12 protein-coding genes are annotated in these 18,543 nt (G+C 63.2%); 4 read left to right on the top strand and 8 right to left on the bottom strand.

Translation table 11 applies throughout. From position 1 onward, the window contains the following. Positions 1 to 3,144, bottom strand: a complete 3,144-nt coding sequence (locus AB8A27_RS11295; protein ID WP_441241973.1) for an autotransporter outer membrane beta-barrel domain-containing protein — start codon at positions 3,142 to 3,144, stop codon at positions 1 to 3. After that, positions 3,138 to 6,440 (bottom strand): autotransporter outer membrane beta-barrel domain-containing protein, encoded by a 3,303-nt coding sequence (locus AB8A27_RS11290; RefSeq protein WP_441244887.1) that lies wholly within the window; start codon positions 6,438 to 6,440, stop codon positions 3,138 to 3,140. The genes AB8A27_RS11295 and AB8A27_RS11290 overlap by 7 nt, the downstream gene beginning before the upstream one ends. Before the next feature lie 181 nt (positions 6,441 to 6,621). Here AB8A27_RS11290 and AB8A27_RS11285 point away from each other — a divergent pair, with 181 nt between their 5' ends. Continuing rightward, a complete protein-coding gene (locus AB8A27_RS11285; RefSeq protein WP_441241972.1) occupies positions 6,622 to 8,439 on the top strand; it encodes a winged helix-turn-helix domain-containing protein in 1,818 nt (605 codons plus the stop codon). A gap of 17 nt (positions 8,440 to 8,456) precedes the next feature. Here the strand turns inward: AB8A27_RS11285 and AB8A27_RS11280 are convergent, their stop codons facing one another. From AB8A27_RS11280 to AB8A27_RS11270, 3 genes are all read right to left on the bottom strand, one after another. After that, a complete protein-coding gene (locus AB8A27_RS11280) occupies positions 8,457 to 9,821 on the bottom strand; it encodes an MFS transporter (protein ID WP_441241971.1) in 1,365 nt (454 codons plus the stop codon). 129 nt (positions 9,822 to 9,950) lie between these two features. Continuing rightward, positions 9,951 to 10,565: a TetR/AcrR family transcriptional regulator gene (locus AB8A27_RS11275; protein ID WP_441241970.1), complete on the bottom strand. Its 615-nt coding sequence runs from the start codon at positions 10,563 to 10,565 to the stop codon at positions 9,951 to 9,953. Positions 10,566 to 10,967: 402 nt separating this feature from the next. Continuing rightward, entirely contained in the window at positions 10,968 to 11,273 is a 306-nt protein-coding gene (locus tag AB8A27_RS11270; protein WP_441241969.1) for a hypothetical protein, read from the bottom strand. Positions 11,274 to 11,502: 229 nt separating this feature from the next. On the opposite strand from AB8A27_RS11270, the gene AB8A27_RS11265 reads away from it, so the two are divergent. The 3 genes from AB8A27_RS11265 to AB8A27_RS11255 all read left to right on the top strand — a co-directional run bounded on the left by AB8A27_RS11265 (position 11,503) and on the right by AB8A27_RS11255 (position 14,706). Continuing rightward, positions 11,503 to 13,002 carry a caspase family protein gene (locus AB8A27_RS11265; protein WP_441241968.1) on the top strand — a complete coding sequence of 500 codons (1,500 nt, stop codon included), beginning with the start codon at positions 11,503 to 11,505 and terminating at the stop codon, positions 13,000 to 13,002. Positions 13,003 to 13,004: 2 nt separating this feature from the next. Then, the gene (locus tag AB8A27_RS11260; RefSeq protein ID WP_441241967.1) at positions 13,005 to 13,400 is read left to right on the top strand and encodes a nuclear transport factor 2 family protein; all 396 of its coding nucleotides are present in this window, start codon (positions 13,005 to 13,007) and stop codon (positions 13,398 to 13,400) included. Positions 13,401 to 13,473: 73 nt separating this feature from the next. Continuing rightward, complete coding sequence (locus tag AB8A27_RS11255) at positions 13,474 to 14,706, top strand: FAD-dependent oxidoreductase (RefSeq protein ID WP_441241966.1); 1,233 nt, start codon at positions 13,474 to 13,476, stop codon at positions 14,704 to 14,706. Between the two features lie 6 nt (positions 14,707 to 14,712). On the opposite strand, the gene AB8A27_RS11250 is transcribed toward AB8A27_RS11255, so the two are convergent. The 3 genes from AB8A27_RS11250 to parE form a co-directional block, all read right to left on the bottom strand. Then, entirely contained in the window at positions 14,713 to 15,483 is a 771-nt protein-coding gene (locus tag AB8A27_RS11250) for an SDR family NAD(P)-dependent oxidoreductase (protein WP_441241965.1), read from the bottom strand. Between the two features lie 18 nt (positions 15,484 to 15,501). Then, positions 15,502 to 16,272 carry an SDR family NAD(P)-dependent oxidoreductase gene (locus AB8A27_RS11245; RefSeq protein ID WP_441241964.1) on the bottom strand — a complete coding sequence of 257 codons (771 nt, stop codon included), beginning with the start codon at positions 16,270 to 16,272 and terminating at the stop codon, positions 15,502 to 15,504. A 149-nt stretch (positions 16,273 to 16,421) separates the two neighbouring features. Beyond that, a complete protein-coding gene (gene parE, locus AB8A27_RS11240; RefSeq protein WP_441241963.1) occupies positions 16,422 to 18,470 on the bottom strand; it encodes a DNA topoisomerase IV subunit B in 2,049 nt (682 codons plus the stop codon). Between the last annotated feature and the right edge of the window lie 73 nt (positions 18,471 to 18,543).

Raw genomic sequence — 18,543 nt, 5'->3', positions numbered from 1 at the left:
TCACCATGCGTAACGGGCCACGCCCTTGCCGGCATAGCTGCGTGTGGTCTCGGAGAATTCGCCCTCGAAGGTTGCCGCGAGCGAGAACCCGTTGCCCCATGTCAGTTCGGCAGACGCAGTTGTCAGCGCGGCATCGCGCGCGGCGGCGGCGCCGTTCACCACGAAGCTTGCGCCGGGCAGTGCCTGGAAGGTTGCCGATGCGGCCCGGTCGGTGTTGAAGTCATGCGCCCAGGCGGCGCGGCCGCGCAGCGTCAGCAGTGCGCCATCGAGTGCGAAGGCCTTGTCGGCGCGGAGGCCGAGTTCGGTGCGCGGCGCCATTACGGTCTTTGCCGTGTAGCCGAGTGCGAAGGCGTTGCTGCCGGAGACGACGCTCTCGGCATAAGCGGGCAGATCGAGGATCGTGATCTGGCCGGCGGCATAGGGCGTGAGGCCGATGCCGTTCAGCTCTGCCACGGCGCTGCGGCTGCCGAGCTCGACGCGGCCAGCATAGCTGTTGGCATTGAAGCGCGCGCGCAGGCGGTCGGCGCCAGCGACGGTGACGAGGCGTTCGGTCGTGATGTCCTGCCAGCCATAGGCGAAGGCCGCGCTGAGATAAGCGCCGCCGATCGTGTGGCGGAGGAAGCCGCCGACCTGCACGAGATCGGACTGCCCGGTGCCGCCTTGCGCAACGGAGAAGCTGGTGGCGCCGCCGGCCATGGAGATGCCGGCCAGCGTGGTGGGCGACAACCACACATCGGCGCCGGCTGCGGCGCCGTAGATACGCGAGGTCGCGCTGTTGCTGCCGGCAGCGGCGTTGCCGTCGGTGCTCTGCGATCCGCCGAAGCCGGATGCCCACATGCTCCAGCGCTGTTCGAAGACGGACGCGTGGGGCATCGCCTTGGTGATAGCCGCATAGGCATCGCGTGGCGCCTTGCTCCGCGCTTCCGGCGCATAGGCCATCGCATCACTGGCTGCAAAGCCCGACGCAACCGGCGGCGCATCGCTGCGGCCTGCGGCGGATGGGTCCATCATCATGCCCATGAACTGGGTCATGGCGTTGAAGCTCGTCTGCTGGGATCCCGTCGTCGTCTCGCCGGAGACCTGGGTGAGACCGTTCGCCGTCAGCCCGCCATAGACCATCGGGATGCCGCCGTTGCCATTGAAGTAGTTCACCAGCGCATTGCCGACGCCCTGCTGATTGCCGCCGGCGCCTGCTGTGGCCGGGCGCGCGAAAATCATTTCGAGATCGAGATAGGCATTGTTGCCGTCATAGCTGAGCGACGACCTGAAACCGTCCGGCAGATTGGTGGTGACGAACGAACTGAAGGTGGAACCGCCGAGGCCGCCGTCCGCACTGATGATCGTGTATTTCTTCGCGACATAGCTGCCGGATGCGAAAGATGCCTGCACCGTCGCACCGCCAAGCGTCGCGGTGCCGGTGACATTGGTACGATCGGAAGCGGCGGGCGAAACTTCGACCATATAGCTTGAGGCCGAGGTGAGAACGAGGTTGCCCTGCACGGTGAGCGTACCGATGGAATTGCCGGGCGCCAGCGTGCCGCCATTGATCGTGGTGTTGCCGACGGTGCCGGTGCCACCGAGCGTCGCGCCTGCATTCACGGTGGTGAGCGACGAGGCCGCGATCGAGCCGTTGACGCTGAGCGTGCCGGCATCGACGACGGTTGCGCCGGTATAGGTGTTGATGCCCGAGAGCATGAGCTTGCCAGTGCCGGTCTTGACCAGCGATTGCCCGGTAGCAGTGCCAGTGCCGGTGAGAACGCCGGTGACGGTGGTCGACAGATTATTGCTGCCGACCGTCAGTTCGACACTGTTGAGATCGAAGCGGCCGCTGCCGGCAATGGAGGCGGCGCTGATCCTGCCGTCGCTGGCCGGGCCCGGGGTAAAGAAGTTGACCACCGCACCAGGCGCGTTGTTGATCAGTTGCGCATTCCCGGCGGTGGAGTTGCCGTCGAACAGCACCGTGCCGCTATTGGTAATGACCGCGCTGCCGGCTGTCGTATTGCCGAGGAAAGTCAACTGGCCGTAATTGGTGATCACGCTCGATGCGATGCTACCGAGAATCTCGAGGGTGCCGGCGGTGATCGTGGTGGCGCCGGTATAGGTGCTGGCGCTGGTGAGCGTCAGCGTGCCGGCGCCGAGCTTCTCCACCGTACCGCTACCGCTAATGACACCGCCATAGGTGGAATTGTCCGAGCGATTGAAGATGAGCGCAGAGTTATTGACGATGTTGCCGGCCACCGAACCGCCGGCGCCGCCATCGCCGATCTGCAATGTGCCGGCACTGATCGTCGTGCTGCCGGTATAGGTGTTGGTGCCGGTCAGCGTCAGCGTGCCGGTGCCGATCTTCACCAGCGATCCGCCTGTGCCGCCGCCGTTGCCGCCATCGGTGATCGCGCCGCTGACGGTGGTGGACAGATTGTTGCTGCCGACCGTCAATTCATTGGCGCCAAGTTTGAAAGCGCTTGAGCCTTCGATCGAGCCGGCGCTCAGTTTGTGGTCGCCATTGGGACCGGTGCTCCCGGAGATATCAACTCCCAACCAGCCCTTGTTGATCAACTGTGCATTGCCGGCGGTGGAGTTGTCCCAGAAATATATCCCGTCGATCCCGGCGCTTGTAATGATCGCGTTGCCCGCCGTGCTGCCTTGATAGAAACTTGCTCCACCGTTGATGATCGAATTTCCCGCGGTGCTTGATCCGTAAAACTCCAATGAACCGTTATTGTTGACCGTCGCCGTTCCGAGAGAGGAACTGCTGCTCATGACGAGGACGCCGTTGTTGACCAGTGTGAGGCTGCCACCATTGATGACGATGCCCGCGCCGCCGAAGAAGTTGAGGAATCCGTTGGTATTTGTAATCGTGTAGTTAGATGCGCCCGCATTGAATACCCAGGCGCCAGCGTATGTATAGCCACCACCGCCGCCAACGACGTTGTCATGCGTGATCGTTGTCGTGTCCGACACGCCGAAATAGGCTGTGTCGCTGCCACCGGGCACGCCGCTGCTCCAGTTGCCTGCATCGAAGAAATTATTTGAGCCGGGATGGGCGACCCACGTCGTTTGCGCCATCGCTGGCAGCGCCGAGGCCAGAGTAAGAACGGACGCTGCGAGTAGCGCTGCGCGTAGCTTCTTCACTGTCATTACCATGTGTAACGCACCACGCCCTTGCCGGCGTAGCTGCGCGTGGTATCGGAGAATTCGCCTTCGAAGGTCGCAGCGAGCGAGAAGCCGCTCTGCCATGTGACTTCGGCTGAGGCGGAGGTAAGGGCTGCGTCGCGCGCGGCCATCGCGCCATTCACGACGAAGCTCGCGCCCGGCAGCGCCTGGAAAGTCGCCTGCAGCGTGCGGTCGTTCTGGTAGTCATGCGCCCAGGCGGCGCGACCGCGCAGGGTCAGCAATGCGCCATCGAGGGCGAAGGATTTGTCGGCGCGCAGGCCGAGTTCGGTGCGCGGTGCGGTGACGGTCTTGCCATCATAAGCGAGGGCGAAGTTGCCGGTGCCGGCGACCAGGCTTTCCGCATAAGCGGGCAGATCGAGCGCGGTGATCTGCACGGCGGCATAGGGCGTGAGGCCGACGCCATTGGTCCATGGCTCGTTGAAAAGATATGGCTCGTTGAAGCGATTGCCGAGTTCGACGCGGCCGGAGAAGGCGTTGGCATGGAAGCGCCCGCGCAGGCGGTCGAAGCCGGCGGCGGTGACGGATCGGTCGGTGGTGACGTCCTGCCAGCCATAGGCTGCGGCAGCGGTGAGATAGGCGGAGCCGGTGGTGTGCCGGAGATAGGCGCCGGCCTGGAACAGGTCCGAACTCCCGGTGCCGCCATTCGCCACGGAGAACGTTGTGCCGCCACCGGCCAGCGCGAAGCCGGCGATCGTCTGCGGCGCCCACAGATAGTCGGCGCCCACTGCGAAGCCATAGGTGCGCGAGGTCGTGGTGTTGCTGCCGATCGCGGTGTTGCCGTCGGTGGTCTGCGATCCGCCGAAGCCGGCGGCCCAGACATTCCAGCTCGCATCGAACACAGGCGCGCGCGGTGCGGCCTTGGTCACCAGACCAAAGGCGTCGCGCTCCGATGCGCTGCGCTTGCTGCCACGCGGCGCATAAGCGAGGGCCTCACCCGCGAAGGCGCTGGCACCTGAAATGGGCGCAAGCCCGGTACGACCGGCAATGCCGGGATCGGTCATCACGCCGAGAAACAGATTCATCGCCCGCATGCTCGTCTGCTGCAGGCCCACACCGGTTTCGCCGGAGGCCTGGCTCAGCGCCCTGAGCAGGTCGTTGCCGCCGAGATTGAACAGCGCATTCAATCCGGCCGGCAGCGCGTTGCCGCCGTTCAGGGCATTGTCGACGGCCGCTGCGACATTGCGCTGATTGGTAGTGGCGGCGTCGGGCAGCACAGGCGACAGCCAGCCCGGATCGAGGGTGAGCTGCAGATTGCCGCCGATGAGGCTATAGCGCGGATTGCGCGCGAAATTGCCGATCACGGTCGCTGTGTCGAATGCCCCGCTGATGCCGGCTGCGGTGAGAAACGTGTAAGTGGTGGTCGCGGACAGGCGGGCGTCTGGCCGGATCACCAGTGCGCCGGCCAGCGTGGCATTGCCGGTGACGATGGTCCTGTCGGCCGCTGCACCGGAAACTTCCACGAGATAGGTCGCGGCGGTTGTCAGCACGAGATTGCCGGCGACGGTCAGCGTGCCTATGGAATTGCCGGGCGCCAGTATGCCGCCATTGATGAGCGTGTTGCCGACAGTGCCGGTGCCGCCGAGCGTTGCACCCGCATTCACCGTGGTGAGCGACGACGGGGCGATGGAGCCGTTGACGCTGAGTGTGCCGGCATTGACGACGGTCTCGCCCGTATAGGTGCTTTGGCCGGTGAGGATGGTGTTGCCGCCGCCGGCCTGGATCACCTTGCCGGTGCCGGCGCTGTCGCTGATGACGCCGGCAAACGTGTAGCTGTTGGAGCGGTTGAAGATCAGCGTGCCCCCATTGTCGACATCGCCGACGATGGAGCCCGTGGTGCCGCCATTGCCGAGCTGCAGCGTGGCGCAATCGCAGATGACGGTGCCGCCGGTATAGGTATTGGCGCCGGTGAAGATCGCCGTGCCGGTGCTGCCGAAGCCGCCGATCCAGACTTCGATCTTCCCGGCTGTGCCGTCCTTGATCGTTCCGGCAAAGGTGGCCGTCGTATTGTCCATCGCGGTGACGAGCCGCGCATCGCCCGCCGTCGTGGTCACCGTGCCGGCGCCGGTGAGGGAGCCGATGGCGGCGAACAGGCTGCCATTGAGATCGAAGGTCGCGCCTGCTGCGATATCGTGGCGGCTGTTCATGCTCGGCAGGCCAGTCGCGCCCACCTGCAGCGTGCCGGCCTCGATCGACGTCAGGCCGCTATAGTCGTTACTGCTCTCCGACAGCAACAGCGTGCCGGCGCCGCGCTTGGTCAGGCCGCCCGGCGTGGCGCCGCTGTCGGAGATGGTGCCGGACAATTCCAAAGTCCCGGTATCGACCTGCAAAATGCCTCCGCCGGTGCCCAGCGCGATATTGCGGCCGGAGGAAAAGCCCGCCGTGGTCCGTAACGTGCCGCCGGTGAAAGTCAGCCCGCCCCCTGTCCAACCGAGATTGGCGTCGGAGGAGACGCTGAGGGTGCCGCCGGCCAGCGTGGTGCCGCCGGTATAGGTGTTGGCGCCGGACAGGGTCAGCGTGCCGATGCCGGTTTTGACAATGGAGCCGGGCAAGCCGTAGTTGCTTCCCCCGGCGTTGCAAGAGAAGCCACCTGCGCCGCAGTCGCTGATCTCGCCGGCGAACGTCGTGTCGCGCCCGTTGCTGCCGATGGTGAGTTCACCCCCGCCCAGATAGATCAGGCCCGCGCCTGCAAGGGAGCCGATCCGGGTCTTGGCATCGCTGGGCGTCGCGACGCTGTATATGATTTCGAAAAGGGCGCCCGCATTGTTGGTCAAGGCGGCGTTGCCGCCAGTCCCGCCTGTTGAGGAACGGAATTCCAGCGTTCCGTTATTGGTGATGTTGGCGTCCCCGGCGGTGGAGTTTCCATAGAAGCCCAATCTGCCGTCATTGACGATGTTGGCTGTACCGGCGGAAGCCGTGCCGACGAACTCCATCAGGCCGCCGCTCGTGGTTTTGAGCGTGAGGCTGCCGCCGTTGATGATCACCCCAGCGGTCTTGAGCTGGAGATAATTGCTGAAGGTCAGCGTGTAGTCGCCCGCATCGGCGTTCAGCGTGAGGTTATGCCATCGGTTGTTCGCGGCCGACTGCAGGTCCGTGATGGTCGATGCGCCGAAAAAGGCCGAGCCTGTATCCTGCGTCGGCCGCGATCCGCCGATCCAGTTGTTGCCATCGGCGAAATTAGAGGTCGCAGGCGTGGTGCTCCAGGTGGCGTCCTGCGCGCGGCCCGGATTAGACAGGCCGGTGCTGGAGACGGCCGCAACTGCGAGCAAAATCAATCGCTTGCCAGCAATGGCCCCGGCGTCGTCCCACTTCAACAAGTCTATGACCCCCGCACTCCCGACGATGCCTCTCTCCCATACCGGAGCGGCCGGAGTCCTGAAGTGCACCCAATAACAGCACGCTATCTTCTGAAGATTTTCTGATATCTTCGAAGGATACCGTGGGGCTGGCGTGGCCCGGCCATTTCATGGCAGAGAGCGCGTCGATTTTGCGGGGACGTCTGTGATCTTCTTTGCTGATTTCATCATCGATTTGCAGCGCGCCGAGTTGCGCCGGTCGGATGGCGATGTCATCAAGATTCGGCCCAAGCCATTTGATATGCTGGTATTTTTCGCGGGCAACGCTGGTCGCGTCGTAACCAAACAGGAGCTGATGGAGCGGTTCTGGCCGGGTGTTCACGTCGGCGAAGACAGCCTTTTCCAGTGCATCCGCGAAATCCGTGCCGCGCTTGGCGATGGGCGGCGCCAAATTCTCCGCAATATTTCCGGGCGCGGTTATTTGTTCGAGGCGGATGTGACGCGGCCGGAGAACGTCCTTCCGGTTATGCCACCTGCGGTTGAGGCCGAGCAGGTGGTCCCGCTGACGGACGAATACGCCGAGGTCGAAGTCGCAGAGACGAGCATGCCGCAGGGCGAGGCCGTCGTTTCCGAGCAGCCATCGCGGCGCTCGCCTGAACGGCGCTGGCGGATGGCAGGCGCGGCTGTTGCTGCCATCTGTATCGTCGCGATCGGTGGGTTGGCAGTCGCCGTCCCGTTCTTCAACCGAGGGATGGTTCTGGTACGGTCGCGACCGGCCATCGCATTGCTGCCGGTCGTGACCACCAATGGCGACCCGGATGTGCGCGCCATGGCGGTGGGCGTCACCGACCGGTTGGGTGCGGGCCTCGCGCGGATCGAGAATATCCGCGTGGTCACACCGGAGCAGGTTACGGCGCGCGCATCGCTCGATCCGGTGTCGTCGCGCCCGTTGCTGGCGGACTACGTGGTCAATGCCGAATTGCAGAAAGAGGAGCGGGGGTGGCTGGTCCGCGCCCGCATGATCGACAGTGCGAGCGGGGAGATCGCCTGGACATCCGACATCAATGTCGCCAGCGGCGATGCCGACGCGGGTCTTCAGCAGTCGCGGCTCGCCGCTGCAGTCGGCCATCCGCTGGCGCTGCGCATCAATGCGATTCTCAACGATGCCGTGCCGGGTGTCAAAGGCGCATCGGGCAGCGCGAAGGTTGCCGTTGAACAGGCGACCGCGTCGATCGTGCAAACCTCGCGCGAGCGTTTCCGTGCCGCGCAAGTCATGCTCGAAAAGGCGCTGGCCGATAATCCCAACGATGTCGATGTGCAGGCGGCGCTCGCAGCGCTGCAACTGCGTGGCATCCAGATGGTCTGGTACGAACCGCATGAACGCGAAAGCGTGAGACAGAACGCACAGGCGATGATGGAACGCGTGTTGCGGGCGAAGCCGACCTATGTGCCAGTGCTGGAAAGCTATTGCCGCCTGCTCAGTGCAACCAACCGATTTGTCGACAGCCTCGTTGCCTGCGCGCGAACACTGTCCTTCGATCCCTGGAACGGGCTGGCGATCTATCACATCGGCCTTGGCCAGACCTTCCTCGGGCGCTTCGAGGATGCGCTGACGAATTTCAAGCTGGCCGATCAGTATGACACGCCGACCGTGTCACGCTGGACGTGGTTGCTGGGCGCGGGTTTCAGTCTTGTTTGTCTCGAACGCGATGAGGAGGCTGTGCGCTGGCTGGAGCGGTCGCTTGCCGTCACGCAAGGTAGCGGGCGAACGCATTTCATGCTGGCGGTGGCCTATCAGCGGCTCGGACGTCATGCCGATGCGCAAGCGATGATTGCCAGAGGGCTCGCGCTACGGCCAGGAGCGACTGCCGAAAATATCGGCCCGCCGACCGAGAATACCAGTCCGGTCTATCTTGAGGCTGAGGCGCGCGTGCGCAAGGTTCTGGTCGAGGCAGGTCTGCCGCGGCGCTGAAAACGCTTTGCCCGACGTTACTGCACTGGCCTGCGCTCGCGGCCAGGTGGGCCGGCAATGGCGATGAGCGCGCCGCTCAGCAGCAGCGCTGTGGAGATCACGGCGAACATCGCAATGGCGCCGTGGCTGCCGAGCAGCGGTAACAGCGCAACGGGGACAAATGCGGATACGATGCGGCCCAGCCCCCATGCGCCAGCAGTGGCCGAGGCGCGCAGATGCGTCGGCAGCAGTTCGACCGCATAGAGACTGAGCACAGCGCTGTAGACCGCGCTGGCGAGGTTGAACACGATGCCGGTAACGATGAGCGGCGTCAGGACCGTGCTGATCGCGAAAGTGAGGCCGGTTGCGATCATCACCGTGGCGCAGGCGATCAGCGACAACCGTCGGGGAATGCGATCGACGAAGGCGGAGGCAGCCGCGATGCCGATGGACGGGCCGAACATCGTGAGCCCCGCGAATAGCAGCGACTCGCTGACATGGAAGCCTTTCTGCACCATCACGGCGGCGCTGAGCAGCGGGAAACCGATCGTGGCCCATGGGCCCAGGACGTAAAGCGCGGCAAGCAGCGCCGTGCGGCGCAGGCTGGTTGGGTCTCGGGCGAGGGCCCGGAAACCGCTGGATCCCGCGGCTACGGTTTCAGGAGCGGAGGTCACCAGCGGCGATGGATGGCGAGCAGACGCCTCGAAGCGGCGGCAGGCGGCATCAGCTTCGGCGTTGCGTCCGACCGATGCGAGCCAACGCGGCGATTCCGGCACCAGAAAGAACAACAGCGCCGTCAACGCCGAGCAGGCGCTGCCGAAGATCAAAGCCCAGCGCCAGCCTTCGATGCCCCATGGCGCGATCGGTGTCAGCCAGCGGATCATCAGGATGATCGCCGGTGCGCCGAGAAAGGCCAGGGCGCCGCACAGCATCATCAAGAGGCCACGGCGTCGGGGCGGCAGGAGGTCCGACAAATAGGCCGATGTCAAAGGCGGATAACCGCCGATGGCGAGGCCGGAGATGAAGCGGAATGCCGTCATCGTCGCGACATCGCGGCTGGCTGCGACAGCCAGCGAACTCAGCGCCAGGACGGCGAGCGCGCTCTGCAGGGCGATTTGGCGGCCATAGCGATCCGCAACCCAGCCGAACACAGGCGCACCAACGGCGCCGCCGGCAAAGACCGAGGCCAACAACAGCGAGAGTTCGCTTCGCGAGATGCTGTAGGGCGGTGCGAGAAATATGCCGGAAAAGGCGTTGCTGAGCGCCACTTCGGCAATGTCAGCGAATAGGCCGAAGGCACAGAGCGCGAAGATGCCGAGATGAAGGGGGGAAACAGGCAGCCGGTCGAGCCGTGCCGCAATGGTCAGCGCGGCAGCACTATCCAGCGCCCCGTGCGTCCGCATCTGGTCGTCCATCTGAAGCCCCGCCTCTCACAGCGGTAACGCTATGCGCGTCGTCCGCAGCCCGCGCGGACCATATGTCGATGAAACGCGATGAGTCGAGGGGGAGGGTGTGCGGCGAACCGCAGCGTGTCAGATCTGCGTCGGCGTTGCCGCGCAGCCATACAGGATCATCTCGCAGGTCTGCCGATAGCGCGCCGAGAAGTCATTCGCTGCGATCGGAGGGAGCGCCTGATTGACAGCCCGGCCGCCATCGGCCAGCGCCTGCGCGATCTGTGCGGCCGTAAAACGGCCGGTCAGGATCAGCAGCTTGCTGTAGTGGAAATCGATGATCAGCTTTTCCAGCTCGGCCTGGAAGGCGATCGCGGACTCGATCATGAGATCGCGGCAGCGCCGAAAGGCTTCCGCATTGAGCTCGACGGTATGCGGCGAGAAGGTCAGCATGCGGCGGGTCTCGCCGTAGCGCAGATCAATGATCGTGGCCATGATGTCGAGCGCGCTGCCGCCGCTTTCGCGGATCTTCTTGCCGGCTTCCAGCGCCTGTGCGATCGCAACCTCGTTGCGATGGGCGACCCCGGCACGAAACGCTTCTTCCTTGTTGCTGAAATAGTAATAGAGCGCGCGCTGCGTGAAACCGCATTCTCGCGCGAGGCCGACCATCGACAGGCCGGCATAGCCGTGGTCGAGAAATGCCTGGTTGACCCGGAGCAATAGATCGTGCCCGGGCGTAATCATCTTCTTTGCCATTGGTCGTCAGGTATCCAGTCGTAGTAGGCTTCGGGCGGGTGATTAAAACTGCCTGAAATCTTACAGTCTAAAAAATCCCATCCTCAAATCGCCAAGCTACGGAGGAACGCAAAGTTCCTGAAGCGCGCTTCCTGACGTTGGTTGCCTGTAGCAGGAGTAGCGATTTGATTAGCTAGCTCCCCGGATCTCGTCCGAACCCTGTGATATGTCGCTTAGCATAGTTCAGGGCAAACATGTCGAGGATTTGCCCTGTATTCTTTATCCACAAGATCGCGAGATCGAGCGCGCTGTCGCCGACCTCGTTGAGACACCCGCCGACCATGGATGGCCGGCGCATATCCATACAAATTTACCGAATCAGGCCTGTCGGCCGGCGTCCGAGGAAATGATACCAGCGCTGGATCACTTGCCGTAGGTGCCAAGCTGCATGCCGAGATTCTGCATCACGAACGCATTCATGCGCAGATGCACCTCGCTACCGCTCTGCAGGCGGGCGTCGATCTCATAGGTCGCCGGGTCGACCTGGCGAATAGCGATAATCTGGGTGATGGCCAACACGTCCGGCGTGGTCTGTGCCGGTTTGGCGGCCACCGGTGCGTGTTTTGGTTTGCCGGCCGGTGCAGCCTTGGCTGCAGGAGCGGGGGCTGCATCCTGGGCGAGTGCGATGGTAGGAAGCAGCAGCGCGGCTGCGAGGACCAGTGACTTCACGTCGATCTCCTGACTTTGATTTGGCTCGGGCTAATGGAGATTAAGGCAGAATTTGTGGCAATGTCCTGCAATGTGAGGGCGGATGATCTGCTTGTGTGGGCAAGACAAAACTACCTGTAACGGTTAGACCTCGGTTTGAACCGGCCGCCGTCTTGCCTCGACCAAGGCAGACAATCACGCGGTCGAGCCACCATAGAGATAAATGCGCTGGCGGGGCGGGGATAGAACAATGCGACGGTTTTTGATCCTGCTAGCGGCGCTGGCGGCGGCAGCACTTTCGGCGGCGCCGGCTTTTGCGGCGAAACGCGTGGCGCTGGTGATCGGCAACAACGACTACCGCAACGTGCCGAAGCTGCAAAAGGCTGTGAACGATGCCCGCAGTATCGGCGATGCCCTCAAGGGTCTCGGCTTTAGCGTCATGGTGGCCGAGAACCAGACCCGGCAGGCCTTCAGTCAATCCTTGCTTGCTTTCGATTCGGCGATTGAAAAAGGCGACACGGCCTTTTTCTTTTTTGCTGGTCACGGCTTCGAGATCGCCGGCCAGAATTTTCTGCTGCCGACGGACGTTCCTGCCGCCACCGAGGGGCAAGAGGAACTGGTGCGCGACTCCGCAATCCTCGCCGACCGTATCGTGACGCGCCTGCAGATGCGCGGCGCGCGGACGTCGATTCTGGTGTTCGATGCCTGTCGCAACAATCCATTCGAGCGCGCTGGCACCCGTGCAGTGGCCGGCAGCGGCGGCCTCGCCCCGATGACGACGCTTCCGGAAGGCGTCTTCTCGATCTTTTCTGCAGGGCCGCGGCAGACCGCACTGGATCGTTTGTCGAACAACGACACCGACCCGAATTCGGTCTTCACGCGCGCATTCATCAAGGAGTTGCAGGAGCCATCGCTGAACCTTGTGCAGGTCGCGCAGCGCACCCGGCGGACCGTCAGCGAGATGGCGGAGACCGTGAAGCACCGTCAGGTGCCGGTGTATTTCGACCAGATGGTCGATGACGTCTTTCTCAACGGTGTTGCGCTCAAACAGGCCGACGTGCGGCCGGCCGAACCGCTGCAGCAGGTCGCTGCGCTGCCGCCTGTCAACATTCCGCAACTGCCGCCGGCCAACGATGCGGTGAATGCACCGATCGCCAGCTTCTCGCGCCACAATGGTGGCTGGACCGTGATGTTCTCGATCGCCGATCCGACGCTGGGAATCTCCTGGCGAATGGGCGAGGCGGGTAGTTTCCGCGAGACCGGCTTCATGGACACGCTCGATCCGCGCACGCGCAAGCGGATGCCGAATCCGGCGATCCAGCTCGATGCCGATGCCGCGGCAGCGACGATCTATCTGCGTTACATCGACGCGAACGGCGAGATGCAGGGGCCGTTCCCGATCCGCTTCGATCCGGAGGCTGCGCTGGTTCGCGATCAGCGCAAGATTCTCGACATGACGGCGGGAAGCTGGCTTGCTTTCGGCGGCTACAACACGCCGTTGATGTACTATACGCACCTGATGTCGTATCGCTGCGCCATTCGCGAAGCTCGCGTAGGCATCGACAGTGCCATGCCGGACAAGGTTCTGAAATTCCCGCCTTGCGATCTGCACGACCCGATCGCGACACCAGCTGGTGCCGAACCCTACATCAAGATCCCTGCCACCACGAAGTTTGTTTCAGTCGAATTGACCTTCCGCGACGGCAGCGTATCGGAAATCAAGAGCTTTCGACGTTCTGGAAATCGATGAGCATGATCGACACCGCCCTGCGAACCAAAGTCATCGCTGACATCAAAGAGCTCGAAGAACGCCGCCGGCAGGCGATGCTGAGATCGGATGTACCAGAACTCGAAGAGCTTTTTGCCGAAGAGCTGGCCTACACGCATTCGAATGCCGAAGTTGACACCATGGCGGACTATATCGCCAAGCTCGACAACCATCATTATCTGTATCACGAACTGAATTTTCTGGATCAGGATATTCGCATTGTTGGTCCGGCAGCGCTTGTGACGGGCCGTATGACGGGTGAAGTCACGATCGCCGGGCAGTTGAGAAAGCTCAACAGCCGAACGACAGTCGTCTGGATCCGCCGTGATGACCGTTGGCGGATGCTGACATTCCAAAGCACGCCGATCCTCGTAGCCTAGAGGCGCGGCGTTTTCCGTTGACGGACCCTCGCAGTCTCGCTCAAGTTGCAATTTGGAGCTTGAGGAGAAGCGAATGACTGCAGGCGCGCACGAGAACTCGCTGACTGCGCGCTGCTGCATCGTCGGCGGCGGCCCTGCCGGGATGATGCTCGGCTATCTGCTCGGCCGTGCCGGTATCGACACGATTGTCCTCGAGAAGCACGCCGACTTCTTCCGCGACTTTCGCGGCGACACCGTGCATCCATCGACATTGCAGGTGATGGACGAGCTTGGCCTGATCGACGACTTTCTGAAGATCAAGCACGATCGTATTCAGAAAATGGACGGCTTCTTCGGAACGCACCAGCTGCGCATCGCCGACATCAGCCGCACCAGCGCGAAATATCCGTTCATCGCCTTCATGCCGCAGTGGGATTTCCTCAATTTCCTGCGCGACAAGGCGCAACGCTATCCGTGTCTCAAGGTGATGATGAACACCGAGGCGACCGATCTCATCTGGTCGGGCGAGCAGGTGGTCGGCGTCAAGGCCATCACGGAGCAGGGGCCGGTCGAGATTCGTGCCGATCTGACCGTGGCCTGCGACGGCCGGCATTCGATCGTGCGACCGGCAGCTAAGCTTGAGGTCGAGGACATCGGTGCGCCGATGGACGTCCTGTGGTTTCGCGTCGCCAAGGGCCCGGAGACCGAAAGCGTGTTCGCGCGGCTCGAGCCCGGCAAGATGATGGTGACCATCGATCGCGGCGACTACTGGCAATGCGCTTACGTGATCGCCAAGGGGCGCTATGAGGAGATCAAGGCGCGCGGACTGGAGGCTTTCCGTGCCGAGACGTCACGTCTGGCGCCGACCCTGGGTGCGCATATCGGTGACCTCACGAGCTGGGATGACGTCAAGCTCCTGACCGTCGCGATTAATCGGCTGACGCGTTGGACACGGCCGGGGCTGTTGTGCATTGGCGACGCCGCGCATGCGATGTCGCCGGTTGGCGGCGTCGGTGTGAACATTGCGGTTCAGGATGCCGTTGCGACCGCCAACCTGCTGGCAGCAAAGCTTGCGAAGGGACCGGTGACCGAGGACGATCTCGACGCTGTACGGCGCCGCCGCGAATTCCCGATGCGGGCCACGCAGGGCATGCAAGTGATGATGCAGAACAACATCATCAGCCGGGCGCTGGCTCCGGGCGGTCAGCCGCTGACGCCGCCGCTGATCATGCGCTTGGTCAGCGCGTTTCCTGTGCTGCAGGGATTGACCGCGCGCTTCCTGGCGATTGGCGTACGACCCGAGCACGTGCAGTCGCCGGAAGCGTAGGAGAGGCTATCCCTGCACCGAGAAGCCGCCGTCCACGGGGATTGCCGTTCCAGTGACGAAGTCAGACGCGCGAGACGACAGGAACACGGCAATGCCCGCGAAATCACCCGATGCACCCCAGCGGCCGGCGGGTGTTCGTGCCAGCACCTTGTCATGCAGGCCATCGATTTCACGGCGCGCATTCTGTGTCAGTTCGGTATCGATCCAGCCCGGTAGCACGGCGTTGCACTGAATATTGTGAGGCGCCCAGGCGACGGCGCAGGAGCGGGTGAACTGCACAATGCCGCCTTTGCTAGCGGCATACGCGGGCGCGAAAGACGCGCCAAAGATCGATAGCATCGATCCGATATTGATGATCTTGCCACCGCCCGCGGCCTTCATCGCCGGATGCGCCGCCTGCGAACAGACGAAGGCGCTGGTGAGATTAGTCTTGATCACGCTGTCCCATTCGTCGAGTGAGATCTCGTGCGGCGGCTTGCGGATGTTGATGCCGGCATTGTTGATGAGGATATCGATACGGCCGAGTTCTTTCAGCACGCCCGCGATCATTCCATCGACAGCGGTCTTGTCGGTTACATCGGCCGCAATGGCGACCGCTTTGGCGCCGCTCTCGGTCAATTCCGCGACGGCATCCTGGGACTTCGTCTGGTTGCGTCCGACCACGGCGATGGTGGCACCGGCCTGCGCCAGACCCCGCGCCATGCCGAGCCCGATGCCGCCATTGCCACCGGTGACGACGGCCACTTTGCCGGAGAGATCGAACAGTCCTGCAGTCATGGTGTTGTCCTCATTGTATCAGCCTTGAATTGAAAAGCCGCCATCGACCGTGAGCGCGGCGCCGTTGACGAAGTCGGAAGCCCCGCTGGCCAGAAACACGGCCGCGCCCGCAAGATCATCAGGCCTGCCCCAACGTTGCGCCGGTACACGCCCGAGAATGCGATCGTGCAGTTCGGGTCGGATTTCCCTGGCGCGTTTGGTCAGGTCGGTGTCGATCCAACCTGGCAGGATGGCGTTGGACTGGATGTTGTCCGCAGCCCAGGCCGTCGCCAGTGCGCGGGTGAATTGCAGAATGCCGCCTTTGCTTGATGCGTAGTTCGCCGCGCCGCCGGCGCCGAGCGTGGCCAGTACCGAGGCGATATTGATGATCTTGCCGCGGCCTGCAGCTTTCATCGCCGGGTAGACAGCCTGGGCGCAGATGAAAGGCGCAGTCATGTTGACGTCGATGACCTTCTGCCAGTCGGCCAGCGCCATCTCTTCAATCGGTGCGGACAGGCTGATGCCGGCATTGTTCACGAGAATGTCGATGCGGCCGAACGCGCTCAACGTCGCGGACGCCATCTGCGCGATCGAGTTGGTGTCGGTAACGTCGGTCGTCAGTGCGAGCACCGGATGTCCGGACGTCTCCAGTTCGGCTTTTGCCGAAGCAGCATTATCGCGGTTGCGATCGGCGATCACGAGGGTGGCACCGGCATTCGCCAGCCCGCGCGCCATGCCAAGGCCGATGCCGGTATTGCCGCCGGTGACGATGGCGACCCGGCCGATGAGATCGAAGAGATTGCTGGTCAAGATGTCCGCCCCGCATGCTTGTTCCTGACGCGTTCTGTGGCGCGCCTGGGACGATCATCGCAAGACTGGCGGGAAGATGGAAGAGGGCGTCAGCGCCGCACGAGCGCCAGCCCGATCAGGCCGACACCAAGCGATGCCCGCTGACAATCCTAGACGTCCAGCAATTCCTCGTTGGCAAATTCTGCCTTGTCCGAGATGAACGCAAAGCGGGCTTCGGCCTTCGAGCCCATCAGGCGCTCCACGGAATCGGCGGTTCCTTCGCGGTCTTCGGTCAGCAGCTGAACCCGAAGCAGCGTGCGCTTCGCCGGGTCCATGGTGGTTTCCTTGAGCTGCGCCGGCATCATTTCGCCCAGGCCTTTGAAGCGGCCGACATCGACCTTGGCATTGGCGTTGAACTCGCTCTTCAGCAGGGCGTCCTTGTGCGCATCGTCGCGCGCATAGACGGTCTTGCTGCCATGGGTCAGCCGATAGAGCGGCGGCACTGCGAGATAGAGATGTCCTTCGTCGATCAGATGCGGCATCTGGCGGTAGAAGAAGGTGATGAGCAGCGATGCGATGTGAGCGCCGTCAACGTCGGCGTCGGTCATGATGATGATGCGCGAATAGCGCAGATCTTCTTCGCGATACTGTGCACCGGTGCCGCAGCCGATCGCCTGCATCAGGTCTGATATCTGTGCGTTGGCCGTAAGCTTGTCCTTGGTCGCCGAGGCGACGTTCAGGATCTTGCCGCGCAGCGGCAGGATGGCCTGCGTCTTGCGGTCACGCGCCTGCTTGGCGCTGCCACCTGCCGAGTCACCCTCGACGATGAACAGTTCGGAGCCTTCGGTGGCTGTGTTGGTGCAGTCGGCCAGCTTGCCGGGCAGGCGCAGCTTCTTCACTGCGGTCTTACGCGAGGTTTCCTTCTCGGCACGGCGGCGCAAACGCTCGTCTGCGCGCTCCAGCACGAATTCAAGCAACTTGTTGGCCTGCACCGGGTTGCCGGACAGCCAGTGGTCGAACGGATCCTTGATGGCCTGTTCGACAATCTTCTGGGCTTCTGCCGTGGCGAGGCGGTCCTTGGTCTGGCCCTGGAATTCCGGTTCGCGCACGAACACCGAGAGCATGACGGCGGCGCCTACCATCACGTCTTCGGATGTGATCGTACCAGCGCGCTTGCCCTGGCCGACACGCTCGGCGTGATCCTTCAGGCCGCGCAGCATGGCGCTGCGCATGCCGGATTCATGGGTGCCGCCGTCCGGCGTCGGCACGGTGTTGGTGTAGGACGACATGAAGCCGTCGGCATCCGCAGTCCAGGCGACAGCCCATTCGCAAGCGCCATGGGCGCCGTTACGGCCGGATTTGCCGGAGAAGATCTCCGGATGCACCAGTGTGTCGGCATGGATCGCCGCGGCGAGATAATCCTTGAGGCCGCCGGGGAAGTGAAATTCATCCTCGGCCGGGACTTCCTCAATACCCTTGAGCAGTTCCGGATCGCACTTCCAGCGGATCTTCACGCCGCCGAACAGATAGGCCTTGGAGCGCGCCATCTTGAACAGGCGCTGCGGCTTGAAGGCTGCCTTGGCGCCGAAGATTTCGGTGTCCGGCTTGAAGCGCACGCGGGTGCCGCGGCGGTTGTTGACCTTGCCGAGATCCTGCAGCTTGCCCTGCGGAATGCCGCGGGCGAATGTCATCTTGTAGAGCTGCTGATTACGCGCGACCTCGACCTCGAGCAGCGAGGAGAGGGCGTTGACGACGGAGACGCCGACGCCGTGCAGGCCGCCCGAGGTCTCATAGACCTTGGAGTCGAATTTGCCGCCGGCATGCAGTGTGCACATGATGACTTCGAGGGCGGACTTCTTCGGGTGCTTCGGATGCGGGTCGATCGGGATGCCGCGGCCGTTGTCGGACACCGACAGGAAGCCGTCGGCGGTGAGTTCCACCTCGATGAAGGTCGCATGGCCAGCCAGCGCCTCGTCCATCGAGTTGTCGATCACTTCGGCGAACAGGTGATGCAGCGCCTTTTCATCGGTGCCGCCGATATACATGCCCGGGCGACGCCGAACCGGCTCGAGGCCTTCGAGGACCTCGATGTCCGCGGCCGTATAGCCGTCCTCGGCATTGGCGGAGCGGGTGGACGCCTTCGGTGCTGCAGCCGATTTTGGTGCGCTGGCGCCGCCGAAAAGATCGGCTTTCGCGTTTGATTTCTGTGCCTTGGCCATATGTCTTAAAGTCTTGTCTCGGGTGGCGCCGTGCAACGCGCGGCGAATCGTTGCTGTGACTATGCCACGTTCA

Source organism: Tardiphaga sp. 768_D3_N2_1 (assembly GCF_052076105.1).
Taxonomy (GTDB): Bacteria; Pseudomonadota; Alphaproteobacteria; order Rhizobiales; family Xanthobacteraceae; genus Tardiphaga.
Note: the sequence above shows the minus strand (reverse complement) of the source record. Positions and strands in the feature narration are given on the sequence as shown.

What these genes read in the sequence shown, in the direction of transcription:
- AB8A27_RS11250 (WP_441241965.1), bottom strand. Translation starts at nt 15,483, where the DNA reads ATGACTGCAGGACTGTTCGATCTCTCCGGCAAAGTGGCCGTCGTCACC.
- parE (WP_441241963.1), bottom strand. Translation starts at nt 18,470, where the DNA reads ATGGCCAAGGCACAGAAATCAAACGCGAAAGCCGATCTTTTCGGCGGC.
- AB8A27_RS11265 (WP_441241968.1), top strand. Translation starts at nt 11,503, where the DNA reads ATGCGACGGTTTTTGATCCTGCTAGCGGCGCTGGCGGCGGCAGCACTT.
- AB8A27_RS11275 (WP_441241970.1), bottom strand. Translation starts at nt 10,565, where the DNA reads ATGGCAAAGAAGATGATTACGCCCGGGCACGATCTATTGCTCCGGGTC.
- AB8A27_RS11295 (WP_441241973.1), bottom strand. Translation starts at nt 3,144, where the DNA reads ATGGTAATGACAGTGAAGAAGCTACGCGCAGCGCTACTCGCAGCGTCC.
- AB8A27_RS11260 (WP_441241967.1), top strand. Translation starts at nt 13,005, where the DNA reads ATGATCGACACCGCCCTGCGAACCAAAGTCATCGCTGACATCAAAGAG.
- AB8A27_RS11255 (WP_441241966.1), top strand. Translation starts at nt 13,474, where the DNA reads ATGACTGCAGGCGCGCACGAGAACTCGCTGACTGCGCGCTGCTGCATC.
- AB8A27_RS11280 (WP_441241971.1), bottom strand. Translation starts at nt 9,821, where the DNA reads ATGCGGACGCACGGGGCGCTGGATAGTGCTGCCGCGCTGACCATTGCG.